The sequence below is a fragment of the Pedobacter agri genome, from assembly GCF_032678665.1.
Classification (GTDB): domain Bacteria; phylum Bacteroidota; class Bacteroidia; order Sphingobacteriales; family Sphingobacteriaceae; genus Pedobacter; species Pedobacter agri_A.
Genome location: NZ_JAVTSH010000006.1, coordinates 244,017 through 259,361, shown reverse-complemented (window position 1 = coordinate 259,361; position 15,345 = coordinate 244,017). Strand labels below are relative to the sequence as shown.

13 protein-coding genes are annotated in these 15,345 nt (G+C 39.4%); 3 read left to right on the top strand and 10 right to left on the bottom strand.

Going from position 1 to position 15,345, the window contains the following annotated elements:
* Positions 1 to 147: 147 nt before the first annotated feature.
* Both R2Q70_RS14310 and R2Q70_RS14305 read left to right on the top strand, forming a co-directional pair.
* The gene (locus R2Q70_RS14310; protein ID WP_316808246.1) at positions 148 to 1,461 is read left to right on the top strand and encodes a M23 family metallopeptidase; all 1,314 of its coding nucleotides are present in this window, start codon (positions 148 to 150) and stop codon (positions 1,459 to 1,461) included.
* Between the two features lie 8 nt (positions 1,462 to 1,469).
* Positions 1,470 to 1,892: a secondary thiamine-phosphate synthase enzyme YjbQ gene (locus R2Q70_RS14305; protein ID WP_316808245.1), complete on the top strand. Its 423-nt coding sequence runs from the start codon at positions 1,470 to 1,472 to the stop codon at positions 1,890 to 1,892.
* A gap of 254 nt (positions 1,893 to 2,146) precedes the next feature.
* Here R2Q70_RS14305 and R2Q70_RS14300 read toward each other — a convergent pair whose 3' ends face one another.
* The 6 genes from R2Q70_RS14300 to R2Q70_RS14275 all read right to left on the bottom strand — a co-directional run bounded on the left by R2Q70_RS14300 (position 2,147) and on the right by R2Q70_RS14275 (position 8,544).
* Positions 2,147 to 3,124 (bottom strand): YihY/virulence factor BrkB family protein, encoded by a 978-nt coding sequence (locus R2Q70_RS14300; RefSeq protein WP_316808244.1) that lies wholly within the window; start codon positions 3,122 to 3,124, stop codon positions 2,147 to 2,149.
* Between the two features lie 99 nt (positions 3,125 to 3,223).
* Positions 3,224 to 5,833, bottom strand: a complete 2,610-nt coding sequence (locus tag R2Q70_RS14295; protein ID WP_316808243.1) for a PAS domain-containing protein — start codon at positions 5,831 to 5,833, stop codon at positions 3,224 to 3,226.
* Between the two features lie 93 nt (positions 5,834 to 5,926).
* Complete coding sequence (locus R2Q70_RS14290) at positions 5,927 to 7,246, bottom strand: alpha/beta fold hydrolase (RefSeq protein WP_316808242.1); 1,320 nt, start codon at positions 7,244 to 7,246, stop codon at positions 5,927 to 5,929.
* Between the two features lie 90 nt (positions 7,247 to 7,336).
* Positions 7,337 to 7,711: a DoxX family protein gene (locus R2Q70_RS14285; RefSeq protein WP_316808241.1), complete on the bottom strand. Its 375-nt coding sequence runs from the start codon at positions 7,709 to 7,711 to the stop codon at positions 7,337 to 7,339.
* A gap of 1 nt (position 7,712) precedes the next feature.
* Positions 7,713 to 8,177, bottom strand: coding sequence for a VOC family protein (locus R2Q70_RS14280; RefSeq protein ID WP_316808240.1), 465 nt, complete (start codon positions 8,175 to 8,177; stop codon positions 7,713 to 7,715).
* The gene (locus tag R2Q70_RS14275; RefSeq protein ID WP_316808239.1) at positions 8,131 to 8,544 is read right to left on the bottom strand and encodes a transcriptional regulator; all 414 of its coding nucleotides are present in this window, start codon (positions 8,542 to 8,544) and stop codon (positions 8,131 to 8,133) included. The genes R2Q70_RS14280 and R2Q70_RS14275 overlap by 47 nt, the downstream gene beginning before the upstream one ends.
* A 148-nt stretch (positions 8,545 to 8,692) precedes the next feature.
* Here R2Q70_RS14275 and R2Q70_RS14270 point away from each other — a divergent pair, with 148 nt between their 5' ends.
* The gene (locus R2Q70_RS14270) at positions 8,693 to 9,679 is read left to right on the top strand and encodes a GlxA family transcriptional regulator (protein ID WP_316808238.1); all 987 of its coding nucleotides are present in this window, start codon (positions 8,693 to 8,695) and stop codon (positions 9,677 to 9,679) included.
* Between the two features lie 207 nt (positions 9,680 to 9,886).
* Here the strand turns inward: R2Q70_RS14270 and R2Q70_RS14265 are convergent, their stop codons facing one another.
* From R2Q70_RS14265 to R2Q70_RS14250, 4 genes are all read right to left on the bottom strand, one after another.
* The gene (locus R2Q70_RS14265) at positions 9,887 to 10,276 is read right to left on the bottom strand and encodes a LiaF transmembrane domain-containing protein (protein ID WP_316808237.1); all 390 of its coding nucleotides are present in this window, start codon (positions 10,274 to 10,276) and stop codon (positions 9,887 to 9,889) included.
* Positions 10,277 to 10,427: 151 nt separating this feature from the next.
* Positions 10,428 to 11,108: a ribose-5-phosphate isomerase RpiA gene (gene rpiA / locus R2Q70_RS14260; protein WP_316808236.1), complete on the bottom strand. Its 681-nt coding sequence runs from the start codon at positions 11,106 to 11,108 to the stop codon at positions 10,428 to 10,430.
* 1,147 nt (positions 11,109 to 12,255) lie between these two features.
* Positions 12,256 to 14,544 carry a GH92 family glycosyl hydrolase gene (locus tag R2Q70_RS14255; protein ID WP_316808235.1) on the bottom strand — a complete coding sequence of 763 codons (2,289 nt, stop codon included), beginning with the start codon at positions 14,542 to 14,544 and terminating at the stop codon, positions 12,256 to 12,258.
* Between the two features lie 36 nt (positions 14,545 to 14,580).
* On the bottom strand, positions 14,581 to 15,252 hold the full coding sequence (locus R2Q70_RS14250) for a basic secretory protein-like protein (protein ID WP_316808234.1): 672 nt from the start codon (positions 15,250 to 15,252) through the stop codon (positions 14,581 to 14,583).
* Between the last annotated feature and the right edge of the window lie 93 nt (positions 15,253 to 15,345).

The window sequence follows — 15,345 nt, the reverse complement described above, 5'->3', positions numbered from 1 at the left end:
CCTATCCCAGTCCTAAGGCATGATGATTGCATTTTAAGGCATGTAAAAAATATGACTAAATGAAATCCACTATCACTTAATAGATCAGTATAGGCTTTAAAAACTTGTGATCCAAATAATTGTTCCCTTACTATACATTCCCTGAATATGCAGCTACGATTTTTATCTTTTTTGATCTTTTTAAGTTCAATAACCATCATTTCCTGTAAATCAGGAACAGTTAACCTATTTAAGGCCGCTAGTCCGCATGAGCAATACCGCAGAAAACTCGAATCGGCAGGACTGGATAAAACAACGATGGGATCTGCCTGGATCACTGCCTCATCAAATAGCCTGCAAAAGGCACTGAACATTAACATCCCCTATCGGGAAACTGGTTATTTCGATGCAGTTAAAATTCCTGCTGCCGCCTATCGTTTTTCAGCTACAAAAGGGCAAAAAATAACCGTAAGTTTAATAAAGAAACCTACCACTAGCGCACTTTATTTAGATTTATGGGAGCTGAATGATGTAAATAACCCTAAGCGCATTGCATCTGCAGATACATTGAATAATCCCATTCAATACGAAATTGAGGTGACAGGAAATTACCTGATCAGGATACAGCCAGAATTGCTGCAGAGCGTTGAATACACTTTAGAAATTGTTTCAGGACCATCACTTGCCTTTCCTACACAATCGAAAAGTAAAAGTATTGGCAGTTATTGGGGTGATGGAAGGGATAATAACGCCCGAAAACATGAAGGTGTAGATATTTTTGGAGGCTTTAGAAGTCCGGTTTTAGCAAGTGCTGCAGGAACCATTACCCGGGTGAATGAAAATAACTTAGGTGGGAAGGTGGTTTGGTTAAGGCCAAGCGGAAAAGATTATACGCTTTATTATGCGCACTTAGATGAGCAAATTGCAACCGAAGGGCAGGATGTAAAAGTTGGCGATACGGTAGGTTTGATGGGAAATACCGGAAATGCCAGGAACACGCCAACGCATCTTCATTTTGGAATTTACACATCTGGTGGAGCAATTAACCCTTTACCTTTTATTGATCCGGTTACCAAAACGCCAGGTAAAATTAATGCCTCAGTTTCCAACTTAAATAAAACGCTAAGAACAGCAGGCAAGGTAAATTTATATGCTTTACCTCAAAATAAATCTACGCCCATTTCCAGTCTCACAGCAGGTACAATAGTGAATGTTAGTTCCGCTACAGGAAATTTCTATAAAGCTGAGTTACCAGATGGCAATACCGGCTTCATTAGCAGCAATGATGTGGTGCAAACCACTAAGCCTTTGCAGCAATTAAAGGTAAAAGTGTTGCAACAGAAAGTTTTTAATCAACCAGATAGTCTGGCTGCTGTTAAACTGAATTTAACGGCTGGAGAAACCGTTAGCGTTTTGGGCAACTTTAATAATTATCAATTAATCAGCAATGAGCATGCACAAGTTGGCTGGATTGTTAAGTAATTTTGAACATGAACATTTATCAGCAGACATTATCGCTTAGCGAACGAAAAAGAGGTTTTCACATCATTACCGATGAAGTGGAAAATGCTTTACCTGAGATCAGGGAAATGAAAGCCGGCATTTGTCAGGTATTTATTCAGCATACTTCGGCATCATTAACCATCAATGAAAATGCTGATCCAACAGTTCGTGTAGACTTTGAAATGTTTTTTAATAAGACCGTTCGGGAAAATGACCCGGAGTACGAACATGATTACGAAGGATCGGATGATATGCCGGCGCACTTGAAGGCTGCACTATTGGGTAGTTCGGTAAGCGTTCCTATCCGCAATGGCAGGTTGGCACTCGGAACCTGGCAAGGCATTTACCTTTGCGAACACCGGAATCGTGGCGGACAGAGAAGATTGGTAATAACAGCCTGGGGAGTTTAGAAATTTTTCGTTAATTATTTATTTGGTGTTCGCACTAACTGAAACACCTAAGCTGGTTGGTGAGGACACCAACCAGTAGAACAAATCCTAAGTCCGTCATTGCGAAGCCAATTTTTCTTTGGCTGTGGCAATCTCACATTCCTAATCAGATTTCTCAATCGCGAAAAGCTCATTTCGAAATGACGAGCGATCAATCTATCGGTTGGTGTCCACACCAACCGAAACACCTATCAGACTTCTCAATTGCGAAAAGTTTACTTCTCCTCTTCTTTCTTAACCTGTTCGATAATCTCCGGATGATTATCCTGAATAGATTTCCGGGTAGACTCAACCTCTACTTCTTTTGTAGTAACAGCATAGTGGGCAGGATAAATCTCCGATCCATAAGCAATGGCATAGGCCTTTGTAAACTCCGCACCGAAATAAAGAATAATAGACGAATAGTAGGTCCACAGCAGCACCACAACCAGTGAACCTGTGGCTCCATATGTGCCGCCCACATCACTTTTTCCGATGTAAACCGAAATGGCAAACTTCCCGATCATAAATAAAACAGCTGTAACTACAGCACCAGCCAGTACATCTTTCCACTTGATAATTGCATCTGGCAAGACCTTGAAAATCACTCCAAAAATCAATGTGATGACACTTAGGGTAACAATCAGATTAACCACGTAAAAAACGTAAAACGAAACATCAGCAAACCTTGCCTGTAATCTATCGCTGAAGGCATCTAAAACAGAAGTTACTGCAAGCGAAACCAGCAATACAAACCCTAAACTAATAATTACTGAAAAAGATAGAAAACGGTTTTGCAGCATCTTAACCCAGCCATGTTTTGGTTTTGGTTTCAAACCCCAAATCGTATTAATTGAATCCTGAATATCACCAAAGATAGTCGTCGAACCAATTAACAAAGTAACTATACCGATGACTAATGCCATCGTTCCCTTATTATCGAGATATGCATTTTTGATTAATTCCTGTAGCGAGGTTGCTGATTCGCGGCCTAAAAAACCCACTAGCTGATCATAAACCTTTCCTTCTGCAATTTCTCTTCCTAAAAATATGCCGCATAACGAGATGATTACCACTAAAAGCGGTGCCATAGAAAACACCGTATAGTATGCGAGCGAGCCACTCAATTTTGTCACTTTATGATCACTGAATCCTGTGAAGGCTGCTTTTAATACGCCCCAAATCCCTTTTAATGTTATTTTTTGCTTCGCCATGATAAGAATAGTATTACGTTTATCTAAAACTTAAACCTCTTATATTTCGAATTGTTTGTATTAATTATTCCTAATGATTGTAAAAGCAATCCGATCTGCTTATTCCCTAATCACCGGAATATTAAATCCAAAAGTAGAACCTTTTCCCTGTACCGAATTTACCCAGATTTTGCCGCCGAGGCGTTTCACGATTTCTGAAGAAATATAAAGACCTAAACCTAAGCCTGGAAAGGTGTGCTCTTTGTTTCCGCTTACCCGATAAAATTGTTCGAAAACATGATCCTGCAACTCAGGACTGATTCCGATACCATAATCCTGTACACATACTTTAACGGTATCGTGGTCATCTTCTGTATAAATCACCACCTCGTTTGCGTCGGGCGAATATTTCACCGCGTTGGTTAACAAATTGGTTACCACCTGGCAAATTCGGTCGCGATCGCCAAAAATTGTTCGGTTAAAGTTCAGTTCCTTTTTTATGATGTGTTTAAACGAAGTTCTTTGTACGTCTTCAATCACCTCTTCTACCATTTCGTTGAAATCAAATTCGGCATTGTTAAATTGCAGGCGGCCAGAATTAATTTTCGTTACATCGAGTAAATCACTGATCAGGTTGGTTAACCGATCTACCTGTTTGTTCATTTTACCAAGAAGATCCGCGTTTTTGAAATCACCGGAACGTTTAAACATCGATTCCATTACCTGCGCATAAGCTTTTAAACTGGTAACAGGTGTTTTTAATTCATGGCTGGCAATGCCTAAGAAGTTATCTTTTTGTTTTTCGAGTTCTTTTTGATGGTGTACATCATTATTGGTTCCATACCATTTAACAATATTGCCATCAGCATCTTTCAGTGCCATGGCCCTTACCAAATACCAGCGGTAGTTTCCGAATTTATCTAAACACCTGAATTCAATTTCATAAGGTAAGCCAGTTTGTAGAGAAACTTCCCAAGCCTTTGTAGCTAATAACACGTCATCCGGGTGAACACTTTCCATCCACCGGCGGCCAAGGGTTTCTTCATCACTCTTTGCTGTTTGATCAAACCATCGCTGGTTAATATAATCCAGGTTGCCATCGGGCTTACTGGTCCATACCACTGATGGTACAGTATTGGCTAAAAATTCAAGCTCATCAACTACCCGCTGCAAGGCCAGGTTTTTATCAGCCAGAATTTTTCTGATGTTTAACTCTGGTCGTAAATCTCTGGCTATTCCGGCAATGGCAACCGGTAAATTTGTAATCTCCTCCCTAATCATATACAACTGTTTATGAATGGGAATAATCTCTTTAGTTTCCTGATGGAGCAATTCTAACTCACCTGACCAACGTCCTTTAGAAAACAGGAGTGGTAAAATTTCATGTTTTATTTTTTCGTTTGATGAGTCGCTGTGGTAATCAAAAAGATTGCTTTTTGGAATATTTTCTTCACTGATGCCAATTAAAGCCCTGCCTGAAGGATTGATGTAAACCGTATTTCCGTTCGTATCGCAATAGTTGCAAAAATCTTCGCTGCTCCCTACAATCGAAGCCAGTTTTTCCAGCTCAGCCTTTGCCTTAAGTTCAGGCCTTAAATCTCTGGCGGTTGCTCCTCGGCCGATAATTTCACCCGTCGCCGGATCTTCTATCAATAAATAACTTACCCTACACGGGATAGTTTCCTTGGTTTTAAAATTCACGAGGCTAATATTCCCCTGCCAACCTTTCACCTTATCAATTTTCTGAATGATATGATTTTGAACCCGATAGAGTTCTTCAGCGGTATAAAAATCTCTTGCGCTAAGTTGAGTAACGTCAGCTGTCAAATCCACACCGAGCATTAGCCGCGATGCTTTATTCATATAAATCACATTCCCCTGCATATCTGCAACTGTCATATGATCAGCATTATTATCAATCAACGTAAGCAACTGCTGTTCACGCCTGTCGGCAGCAATTTCATGGGTAATATCCTGTGCAATTCCGGCAAAACGGTAGGCAATGCCCTCTGCGTTAAAGTAAGCTTTTCCTTTGCAATGAACCCAACGTAATAGCTGTTCGGCTTTGCTCAGCGTTCTGTATTTGATATCGTACTGTCCTTCATCGTTAGGATCGATCGCTTTAAGCACCGCTGCATTTACCAGTTGCACATCATCTGGATGGATACAACTCAACACATCTTCGTATCGTATCTCACCATCGCGGGCAAAACCAAATAACTCTCTGCAACGGGCATCCCAGTTAACGGTATTATGAATGGGATCTAAATCCCAGGTTCCGATATCAGCTGAAATTAATGCAAAAGTTAAACGCTCTTGTGTATCAGCAATTTGCTTTCTCGCCGCAACCAGTTCTGTTAAGTGAGCAGCAGTATTTATAATGGCAAAAGTATCACCAGCCTCATTTTTTAGTGGCTTATAGGTAAACGTAAAATAAAAGGTTTGCAGCTGGCCATCAACTACTAAATCTGCAGGCGATTCTTTGGTATGATAGGTTTCTCCTGTAGTGAAAACCTCATTTAATATTCCTAAAAATGGTTGATCTTTTAGTTCTGGAATACCTTCGATAAGTGGTTTACCAATAACAACATCAGTTTTGCCCCATAAATCAAGCATGGCCCGGTTAGCTGCACTGATGATCATTTCTTCTCCTTTATAAATAGCTGTAGGCATTGGTGATGCTTCAACCAAAGAATTGAATCTATCTTGCTCTGAATATAGCGTTGTCATTTTTTGTTTAGTTAATTAAAGATAGGAAATCTAATGACATTAGGACAAAAAAAAGCCCTGGGCTTTGGCCAGGGCTCGATTTCGAAAACTATCTTATTTCCCCTTTATCCATACCGCCAGATCGTTAACCAGCACCTCGGAAACACTTACCGGCGTTTGGTATTGGCCCATTGTTCCTTTTTCGGTTTGCGGACTCAGCAAATGATTCAAATCGGGATAAAACTTCAGGGTTACATTTTTCTTCTTCGCCAATGCGGTATTCCATAAGTCGAAATCTGTTTTGCCAACCTGGAAATCGTTGCCACCTTGCAGCACATAAATCTTTTTGGTTAAGTTTTTAGCGGCAGTAACCTGGTTATAAGCATTTAAATCAGCCCAGTATTTTGCCGGCAAACCGAGTATCACCGAGTCTGGCTTAATGGTTGTTCCCAGTTGTGTAATCCTGCTTTTATTTATTTGGAGGATTGCATCGTTCAGGAATTTTTTGTTTTCTGCAGTGGTATCTTTAGATAAATCGAACATATACTTATTCTGATCGGTAATCACATCGCTCATTTTCCGGGCCGGAGCCGCTGCAACAACAATCCCTGCCACATCCGGAGCAGTTGACGCAATTTTTGGAGCGAGCATGCCGCCTAAACTGTGCCCGAAAATATATACTGCTTTTGGATTAGCACCTGCTACCGTTTTTGCCGATGCAATTGCAGCAGCTGCATCATCAAGTACCTCTTCTTTAACGGTATAAGGTTTCGAGAATTCGTTCGGATAAATCAATGTTCTTTTCACATAACGGATAGAACCGATTCCTTTTGAGGCTAAACCACCGGCCAAATCTTTAAAAGGTTTATTCGCCCCTACGCTTTCATCCATATCGCCCGGGCCAGAGCCATGAACGAAGACCACCATTGGAAAGTTCTTCACATTTTTAGGAACCGTAACAACGGCGGCAAGCTGTTTTCCTGCCGGGCCGATGTAAATCTGCTTTTCGCTATATAAATTGGTATCTGCATAAACAGGTTTTGCATAGGCGACCGTACTTTTTGGCGGAGCCAGAAAAATGCCCACTATCTTTTGCAACTTATTAAAGCCTAAAATGAAATTCTGCTCACCATTGGCAAACTTACCTTCAACAGTAACGGCAAAAAACTCACCCTGTGCTCGGCTTTGAATCGCATCAAAAGTTTCAGCTTTGCCATATTTCGTACCGAGATCAAACCAGAGTTTTTTCAAATTATCTTCGCTAAGCTTCGATTTTAGGGTATCATCAAAAAAAGCATGGGCATCAGCAAATTTTTCTTCCTGCAATACTTTAAAAAAATCGTTTGCACTATTAAATAGCTGGATAACATTTTGAGAAAATGCTGTGGTGGTAAATAGTAAGGCAATTACAAATAAGATACTTCTCTTCATCATAAATCTTGTGTCATGTTTGGTTAATTCACAAGTATCAAAGTTAAGAATATTTGCCTTCTAACAAGCTATAAGTCAACTAGCAAATTAGTTTTAACTATTTTTAACATTTTCGAACTTTTTCCATAAGGTGTATGGAATAAACATGATCATTAAGGCGATAACCGGTGGTATAAGCAAAGTTATTTCATCGCCAACCAAAGCTCTTGAGGCAAAAGCACCAATAAAATTAATGGCGAAACCTGCATAAGCCCATTCCTTAATTACTTTAAAAGAATTCTGCAAAATGGCAATGGCACCTAAAATTTTTGCCACCCCGCAAATGGTGAGCAAATACACCGGATAACCCAAATGCCTAAACACTTCCTTTCCGGCTTCTTGCTGGGTAATGCCTCCAAAGCCGTCCATTAACATTAACAGGGCGAAAATTATGGTAGCCACCCAATACCAGGTTTTGATTGATTTCATTTTATAAAAATTTTTTATCGTAATTAATTAGCCAGTTGTTACCATAGCGGTCGACTAAATTGCCAAATAATGATCCCCAAAAGGTTTCTTGCAAGGGATGACTGGCTTTTCCACCCCTGGCCAGTTTTTCGTAACACACTTTTGTTTCAAGCGCTGTATCACAATTTAACATCAAAGCAACAGTATTACCACTTATCCAACCACCCTCATCAACCAGATCTGTTCCCATGATTACAATGTCGTTTACTACGAGCACAGCATGCAGTATTTTATCGGCCATAATTTGTGGCATATCGCCCGCCATTGCAGATTCACCAATACTTTGCAGGGTTAACTCTCCACCTAAACAGTCCTGGTAAAAGTGCATGGCTTCTTTACAATTGCCATTAAAGGTTAAATATGAATTTATATTCGCCAATTTATTGCCCTCTTTTAATCCCCACCATACAACGCACATCTTTTTCATTGATGTATTCTTCCAAACAATATCCCTCTGGGTCGATATCTGGCTGCCTGATCAGTTTCTGGAATGTGTTACCAATTTGTGGAACATCATTCATAAAATCTGTGATTAATTCGGCCAGATATTCACCCTTTTTGATTGTAAAGATTTGCAAACCAGAATGATCAAACCTATCGGCTTCTTTTAGCTCTGCTGCAGCTTTGTAAATAATACCCGCACCATCTGGTCTGCTGATGCCGAAAACTCTCCGGTGTTTGATATCAGGAACAAGGCTATGCAGTTTTTGATGTGCGGCCATGATCCCATTTGGAAATGAGTCTGCCTGAACATAAACTACCTTAATATCGTTTGCCAGATTAAATATTTCCATAGTACAATTTGTTAAGTTATACAAACCTACCTGCTAGCATTGGGAATAGAAATATGCAGAAACGACAATTGATGGGGTTGTTTCCGACAAGCCTCATGATTATATTTGTTTAAGTTAAAACATCCGAATCATAACCAAATTATAAGTGATGAAACATATATCCATTTTAGTTCCTCAAACTGCAGTAATCGAAGCCATTGCCGATCCTCGATATTTATTTACGGCAGTAAATGAATTCTTGCAGGCTTCAGGAAAACCGCCGCTTTTTAAGGTTGAACTGGTGGCGGCAACCAAAGAAGTACGCCTGAACAATAGTGTGTTTTCTGTCCATGCAGATAAACTTCTGGAAGATATTGATCACACGGACTTAATTTTTATACCGGCCATAAGTGGAAATATGAACTGTGCGTTGCAGCTAAATCAGGAATTGTTGCCATGGATTATTAAACACCATTCCAGAGGTTCGGAAGTAGCTTCTTTGTGTATGGGCGCATTTTTGCTGGCATCCACTGGCCTGCTTGACGGAAAAAAATGTTCTACCCATTGGTTATTCGCCAATCAGTTTAGAGAAATGTTTCCGAATGTTGATTTGGTTGATGGAAGTATCATCACCGAATCGCAGGGAATTTATTCGAGCGGTGGTGCAAATTCTTATTGGAATTTATTGTTATACCTGGTAGAGAAATATACAGACAGAGATACCGCAATTTTAGCCGCAAAATATTTCGCCATTGATATTGACCGGGAAAGTCAGCTGGCATTTATGATGTTTCAAGGCCAGAAAGGCCACGAAGACGAGAAAATTAAAAAGGTACAGGAATTTATTGATGGAAATTACCAGGAGAAATTAACCGTTGATCAACTGGCAGACATGCTGGCCTTAGGTAGGCGGAGTTTTGAACGCCGGTTTAAAAGTGCTACAAAAAATACGGTGATAGAATACATTCAGCGTGTTAAAATTGAAGCGGCGAAAAGAAGTTTCGAATCGAGCCGTAAAAATATTAACGAAGTGATGTTTGATGTGGGTTATACCGACAATAAATCGTTTAGAGACGTATTTAAAAAGATAACAGGTTTAACGCCTATTGAGTACCGAAACAAGTACCATAAAGAAGTTCCGGTTTTACAGGCTTAAGTTTTTTTGAAAAAAAATTATCACTCCGTACAATATTTTCAGATCTCAGCGTTTATGTATGTGAGAGCGTTAATTTAGATGACGGGGATGCTGCCGATAATGGCGGAATCCCCGTTTCTTTTTTACTGACTGTTTTAAAGTTTGCCCATAAAAAAAGGGACATTTTTTAATCATGTCCCTTTTGATATATGATGGAGTTAAGAATTTTTAAGGATTTAAATCCGAGAAATCTGCTTTCTTTTCTTGCTGAGGAGTTTGAAAATTGATCTTTTTTTCTGGTCTTAACATCAGATATAAACCAAGGGCGATAAATGCTAAAGCGCCAGTTATTTTCGAGATTTCAAAATCGAATATAACGATGTGTTTCAGCGTAAAAATTGCACCAATAATGGTTAAAGCCAACCAGCCACTGCCCTGAAAATTTTTACGGTAACCCATCCATAAACCAGCGCCTAACATAATGGTGTGCCAGCTTAAAATCCAACGTGGGATATCGAGACCAGCGTTTCTAAGTAAGAATACTGAACCGATTGCAACAATTAAAATTCCTAAACCTAATTGTTTGTCTGCCTGATTTTTTTTGATGAAAGTTTCCATAACCGTTTTGTTTTATGATTCAAATGTATCACGGAAACAGCAGCTACGAAATGGATTTTCCCCGAATAACTTTAAAACGTCGGTAAGTGAAATAAAATCGTCGGTTAAAATTTTTGTATTCCTTTGGCAGGATTGAATTTATCGGTAAAAATTACTCGAATACCATAATTTGATCTCCGGTACTCATTATTACTTTAGAAGTCAGGTTGATAAAAATGCCGTGAGCCAGCAAACCGTCAATTTGGTTAAGTGCCGAAGCAAGTTTGGCAGGATCATCAATCAATCCAAAATCCGCATCAATAACATAATTACCATTATCGGTAATAAAGACCTGATTGTTTTTGATTCGCTTTTTTCCTTTAGCGCCTAGTTTAGCAATTTGATCGAATACATATTGATATGCCAGTGGCACAACTTCAACCGGAACAGTAAAAGCGCCTAATTTTTTTACCTTTTTCGAAGCATCGGTTACAATAATTGAAGTTTTGCTTAGTGAAGCCATGATCTTTTCACGGAACAACGCTCCGCCTCCACCTTTAATTAAATCTAACGATTCGGTAAACTCATCAGCGCCATCAATACTAATGTCTATGGAAGACAATTCTCCCAATGGAAGAACTTCAATACTTAGAGATTTTGCGAGCTTTTCGGTATGAATAGAACTTGCAGCAGCTTTGATTTTTAACCCGTTTTTTACCATGATACCAAGTTCCTGTATGGCAAAGGTAGCTGTTGAACCGGTTCCTAAACCCACAATATCGCCATCTTTCACCAACTTTACCGCAGCTTTTGCCGCAGCGATTTTTTCAGCATCCTGGTGTGTTGTTTCCATGAGTTAAAAATAGAGAAATTTTCCCGCAGATTTAAAATGATAAAATCCGCAGATTTAGCAGATTATTTAGGCTGAACTCCGCCCAAGTTCGTTGCTAACGAGGGTGAAATAGCTTATCGCATTTTACCATATTTTAACTGTAATGGAATCGCTTTGCTATTATTGCACTCGTTATAAACAAGCGCAGGCAATAATTTGCCTATTGAGATTGCTTCGTACCTCGCAATGACGGAAGCAGGAAAACGTCATAAGTCGTCATTTCGGTCCCGAAATTTCGGGAAGAAATCTTTGTACATGGAATAGCCAATTAATCTTCGCATACTTTCCCAACCCGCTATTAGACCCTGAAATAAATTCAGGGTGACGGCCCTCTCAGTAAAATTCAAACAAAACAATTGATGAGTTGCATTAAGATTGCTTCGTACCTCGCAATGACGAGGAGGCTGGAAACAACATAAGTCGTCATTTCGGTCCCGAAATTTCGGGAAGAAATCTTTGTACATGGAATAGCCAATTAATCTTCGCATACTTTCCCAACCTGCTATTAGACCCTGAAATAAATTCAGGGTGACGACCCTCTTAGTTAAATTCAAACTAAACAATTGATGAGTCGCATTAAGATTGCTTCGTGCCTCGCAATGACGGAAGCAGGAAAACATCATAAGTCGTCATTTCGGTCTTGAAATTTCGGGAGGAAATCTTTGGACATGGAATAGCAAATTATCTTTGCATACTTCCAGAACAGCAATTAAGACCCTGAAATAAATTCAGGGTGACGACCCTCTTAGTTAAATTCAAACTAAACAATTGATGAGTCGCATTAAGATTGCTTCGTGCCTCGCAATGACGGAATAGAAAAAAATCATAGGTCATCATTTCGGCCCCGAAATTTCGGGAAGAAATCTTTGGACATGAAATAGCCTGTTGAGATTGCTTCGTGCCTCGCAATGAAAACAAAACATAAAACCTTAAAAACAAAAAAATTATTGCAGCTGTGCAATAATTTCATTTTACAACGTTTATATAATTGAGAGCGTTAATTTAGATGATGGGGATTCTGCGATAATGTGGAATCCCCATTTCTTTTTCGATCTTATTTTTGGGGTAAAATCGGACTGTAGGTAGCAAACTTCAGTCCGATTTTTTTTTATTTCTCTGTTGATAATGAATAAGGAAAATCAGCTGGGTTTGAACCTCTCTCTTTATTCGGCGTTGCCGACATGTTAAAGTTAAACACTGCTCCTTTTTGTAAGCCACTATGGCTGATCCAGTTTTTACTGTAAGCCTTACCATTCATTTGCAATGATTGTACATAACGGTTGCTATCGCTATTTGCTGCTGCATTAATTATAACTTGCTTACCATTCTCTAAGGTTAAGGTTACCTTTTTGAATAAAGGCGCACCCAATACATACTGATCAACAGCAGGTGTTACCGGGTAAAATCCCATCGCAGAGAAAACATACCAGGCAGATGTCTGTCCGTTATCTTCATCACCGCAGTAACCATCTGGAGTAGCTTTATACATTCTGTTCATGGTTTCGCGAACCCAATACTGTGTTTTATAAGGCGCACCACCATAATTGTACAGATAAATCATGTGCTGAATCGGTTGGTTTCCATGTGCATACTGACCCATGTTTGCAATTTGCATCTCACGGATTTCGTGAATGACACCACCATAAGCGCTTTCATCAAATACCGGAGGCATAGAGAAAACAGAATCTAGTTTGGTTACAAATTTATCATGACCGCCCATTAATTTGGCTAAACCATCAACATCCTGAAAAACCGACCAGGTGTAGTGCCAGCTGTTGCCTTCGGTAAATGCGCCACCCCACTTAAACGGGCTGAACGGACTTTGGAAAGTGCCATCCTGGTTTTTACCTCTCATCAATCCAGAAGCCGGATCAAAAAGGTTTTTGTAGTTCATGGCTCTTTTCTTGTAAATATCAATTTCAGAAGCTGGTTTATTTAGCGCTCTACCCAATTGATAAATTGTGAAATCATCATAAGAATATTCCAACGTTTTAGCTGCGTTTTCGTTTTTCTTTACATCGAAAGGCACATAACCCAATTCATTGTAATACTTTACACCATCACGTCCAACGGCTTCCATAGGGCCTTCATTGTTAGCGCCATGTTTAAGAGCTTCCCATAAAGTCTGGATATCGTAACCACGCAAACCTTTAATATAAGCATCAGAAACTACAGATGCAGAGTTATTGCCGACCATAATATTCGCATAACCCGGGCTACTCCATTCAGGCAACCATCCACCCTCTTTGTAATCGTTAATTAAACCTTCCTGCATTTCTTTGTTAATGGATGGATAAACCAAGTTTAAGAAAGGGTATAATGCCCTGAAAGTATCCCAGAAACCTGTTCCAGCGAACATATACCCTGGTAAAATTTTTCCATTGTAAGGGCTCCAGTGAACAACTTTATTGTTTGCATCTAACTCGTATAATTTATTAGGGAAAAATAAGGTGCGGTACAGGCATGAGTAAAATGTACGCATCTGATCAATAGAACCACCCTCTACGGCAATTTTGCTCAACGTTTTGTTCCAGATTGCTCTTCCTTTAGCTTTCGTAGCATCGAAGCCATCATTGGCCAGCTCTCTTTTCAAGTTCAAATCTGCCTGTTCAAAACTGATAAAGGATGAAGCAACTTTAGCCGTAACCTGCTCACCTTTTTTGGTACTAAACCCGATGATGGCACCGCTATGATCGCTTTCCAGCTCCAGTTCATTATCCTTAAGTTTATTTCCGCTCCAGGTTTTAGCCAGTTTAAAATCTTTATTAAAATAGATAACGAAGTAATTTTTGAAATTCTTAGGCAGTGGTCCACGGGCATATTTAGTGGTATAACCTATAATTTTGCGTTCGGCAGGGATAATTTTAATGTAAGATCCTTTATTAAGTGCATCTACTACTACATAAGAACTATCTGTTTTCGGGAAAGTAAACCTAAATTGAGCAGCTCGTTCTGTCGGTGTAATTTCAGTAGTTACATCAGCATCTGCTAAATAAACACTATAATAATATGGTTTAGAAACTTCGGCTTTATGGCTAAACCAACTTGCCCGTTCATCATCGGTAAAACGTAATTTACCAGTAACCGGCATAATGGAGAAAGCAGCATAATCATTCATCCACGGAGATGGCTGATGCGTTTGTTTGAATCCACGAATTTTATCTGCATCATAGGTATACGCCCAACCATCGCCCATTTTACCAGTTTGTGGGGTCCACATGTTCATTCCCCAAGGCAAACCAATAGCTGGGTAAGTATTACCATTTGATAAGCTAGGTTTGGATTGTGTACCCATTAATGGATTGATCCAGTCTACCGGATCGGAAATTTTGCCAACTGTTTGCGCAAAACTTGCAGATGCCGCAAAGCTTAACAGGGCGATAAATAATTTTTTCATTTGTTATTCTTATTGATGTGTTTTGGTTGTACGATTTTAAAGTTCCGGATTTTTCACATATTCTGCCCAAAGTGCATCCAAATCTTTACCTGTTAAGGTTGTCCATAATTTTGGTTGATAACTATGGTTTCTTAATGATGCATCTACCGCTTTGATGGTGCCAGCTTGCACGTGTTTTTCAATCCAGGCAAAAAAACGGGCCGTAATTCTATAGCTGTTTTTATAAGTATGTTCTGGTTTTAGTGCGGGCAGGGTCCATTTGGCGCCGGCATTATCTACTCCGAATTTGTAACGGGCATAATCTGCAATTCCTTCAGTTAACCAACCCGGACCAACACTGTTGCCATAATCCTGAACGATGTGCATTACTTCATGTGTCACCACATCGATATCTTCAGGGTGTTTGTCCATCCAGATTGAACTGTAGGTTACTTTTCCATTCGCTGTTGCCGCTACACCTTTGTAAGCGGTATCAACAGAAAACTTAACAGATTTTAAAGTTTTAGGATTATATTCTTTTGCCAGTTTTGGATAAACCACGAAAAATGTTTCGATAAGGCGCTGTTTTAGTTTCGGATCGAGTGCTGAATAGTTGCTCTCGAAAGTAAGTGTGTAGCCGTTGCGCTTTATAACTTCTTGTGCATTGGATTTAAATACCGTTGCGCAAGTGAAGATAAATAATAAGGAAAGAAATGTTTTTTGTTTCATTTGATCAGGTTTGCTTATTTAGTTAGCGTATTGTTCTGCAAAATAAATATAATATGTAAAACGTTTTAGTAAACCTCAAAATATTTTTATAAC

Excerpts from the sequence above, each read along its gene's own strand:
- R2Q70_RS14310 (WP_316808246.1), top strand. The coding sequence starts at position 148 with ATGCAGCTACGATTTTTATCTTTTTTGATCTTTTTAAGTTCAATAACC.
- R2Q70_RS14305 (WP_316808245.1), top strand. The coding sequence starts at position 1,470 with ATGAACATTTATCAGCAGACATTATCGCTTAGCGAACGAAAAAGAGGT.
- R2Q70_RS14300 (WP_316808244.1), bottom strand. The coding sequence starts at position 3,124 with ATGGCGAAGCAAAAAATAACATTAAAAGGGATTTGGGGCGTATTAAAA.
- R2Q70_RS14295 (WP_316808243.1), bottom strand. The coding sequence starts at position 5,833 with ATGACAACGCTATATTCAGAGCAAGATAGATTCAATTCTTTGGTTGAA.
- R2Q70_RS14290 (WP_316808242.1), bottom strand. The coding sequence starts at position 7,246 with ATGATGAAGAGAAGTATCTTATTTGTAATTGCCTTACTATTTACCACC.
- R2Q70_RS14285 (WP_316808241.1), bottom strand. The coding sequence starts at position 7,711 with ATGAAATCAATCAAAACCTGGTATTGGGTGGCTACCATAATTTTCGCC.
- R2Q70_RS14280 (WP_316808240.1), bottom strand. The coding sequence starts at position 8,177 with ATGAAAAAGATGTGCGTTGTATGGTGGGGATTAAAAGAGGGCAATAAA.
- R2Q70_RS14275 (WP_316808239.1), bottom strand. The coding sequence starts at position 8,544 with ATGGAAATATTTAATCTGGCAAACGATATTAAGGTAGTTTATGTTCAG.
- R2Q70_RS14270 (WP_316808238.1), top strand. The coding sequence starts at position 8,693 with ATGAAACATATATCCATTTTAGTTCCTCAAACTGCAGTAATCGAAGCC.
- R2Q70_RS14265 (WP_316808237.1), bottom strand. The coding sequence starts at position 10,276 with ATGGAAACTTTCATCAAAAAAAATCAGGCAGACAAACAATTAGGTTTA.
- rpiA (WP_316808236.1), bottom strand. The coding sequence starts at position 11,108 with ATGGAAACAACACACCAGGATGCTGAAAAAATCGCTGCGGCAAAAGCT.
- R2Q70_RS14255 (WP_316808235.1), bottom strand. The coding sequence starts at position 14,544 with ATGAAAAAATTATTTATCGCCCTGTTAAGCTTTGCGGCATCTGCAAGT.
- R2Q70_RS14250 (WP_316808234.1), bottom strand. The coding sequence starts at position 15,252 with ATGAAACAAAAAACATTTCTTTCCTTATTATTTATCTTCACTTGCGCA.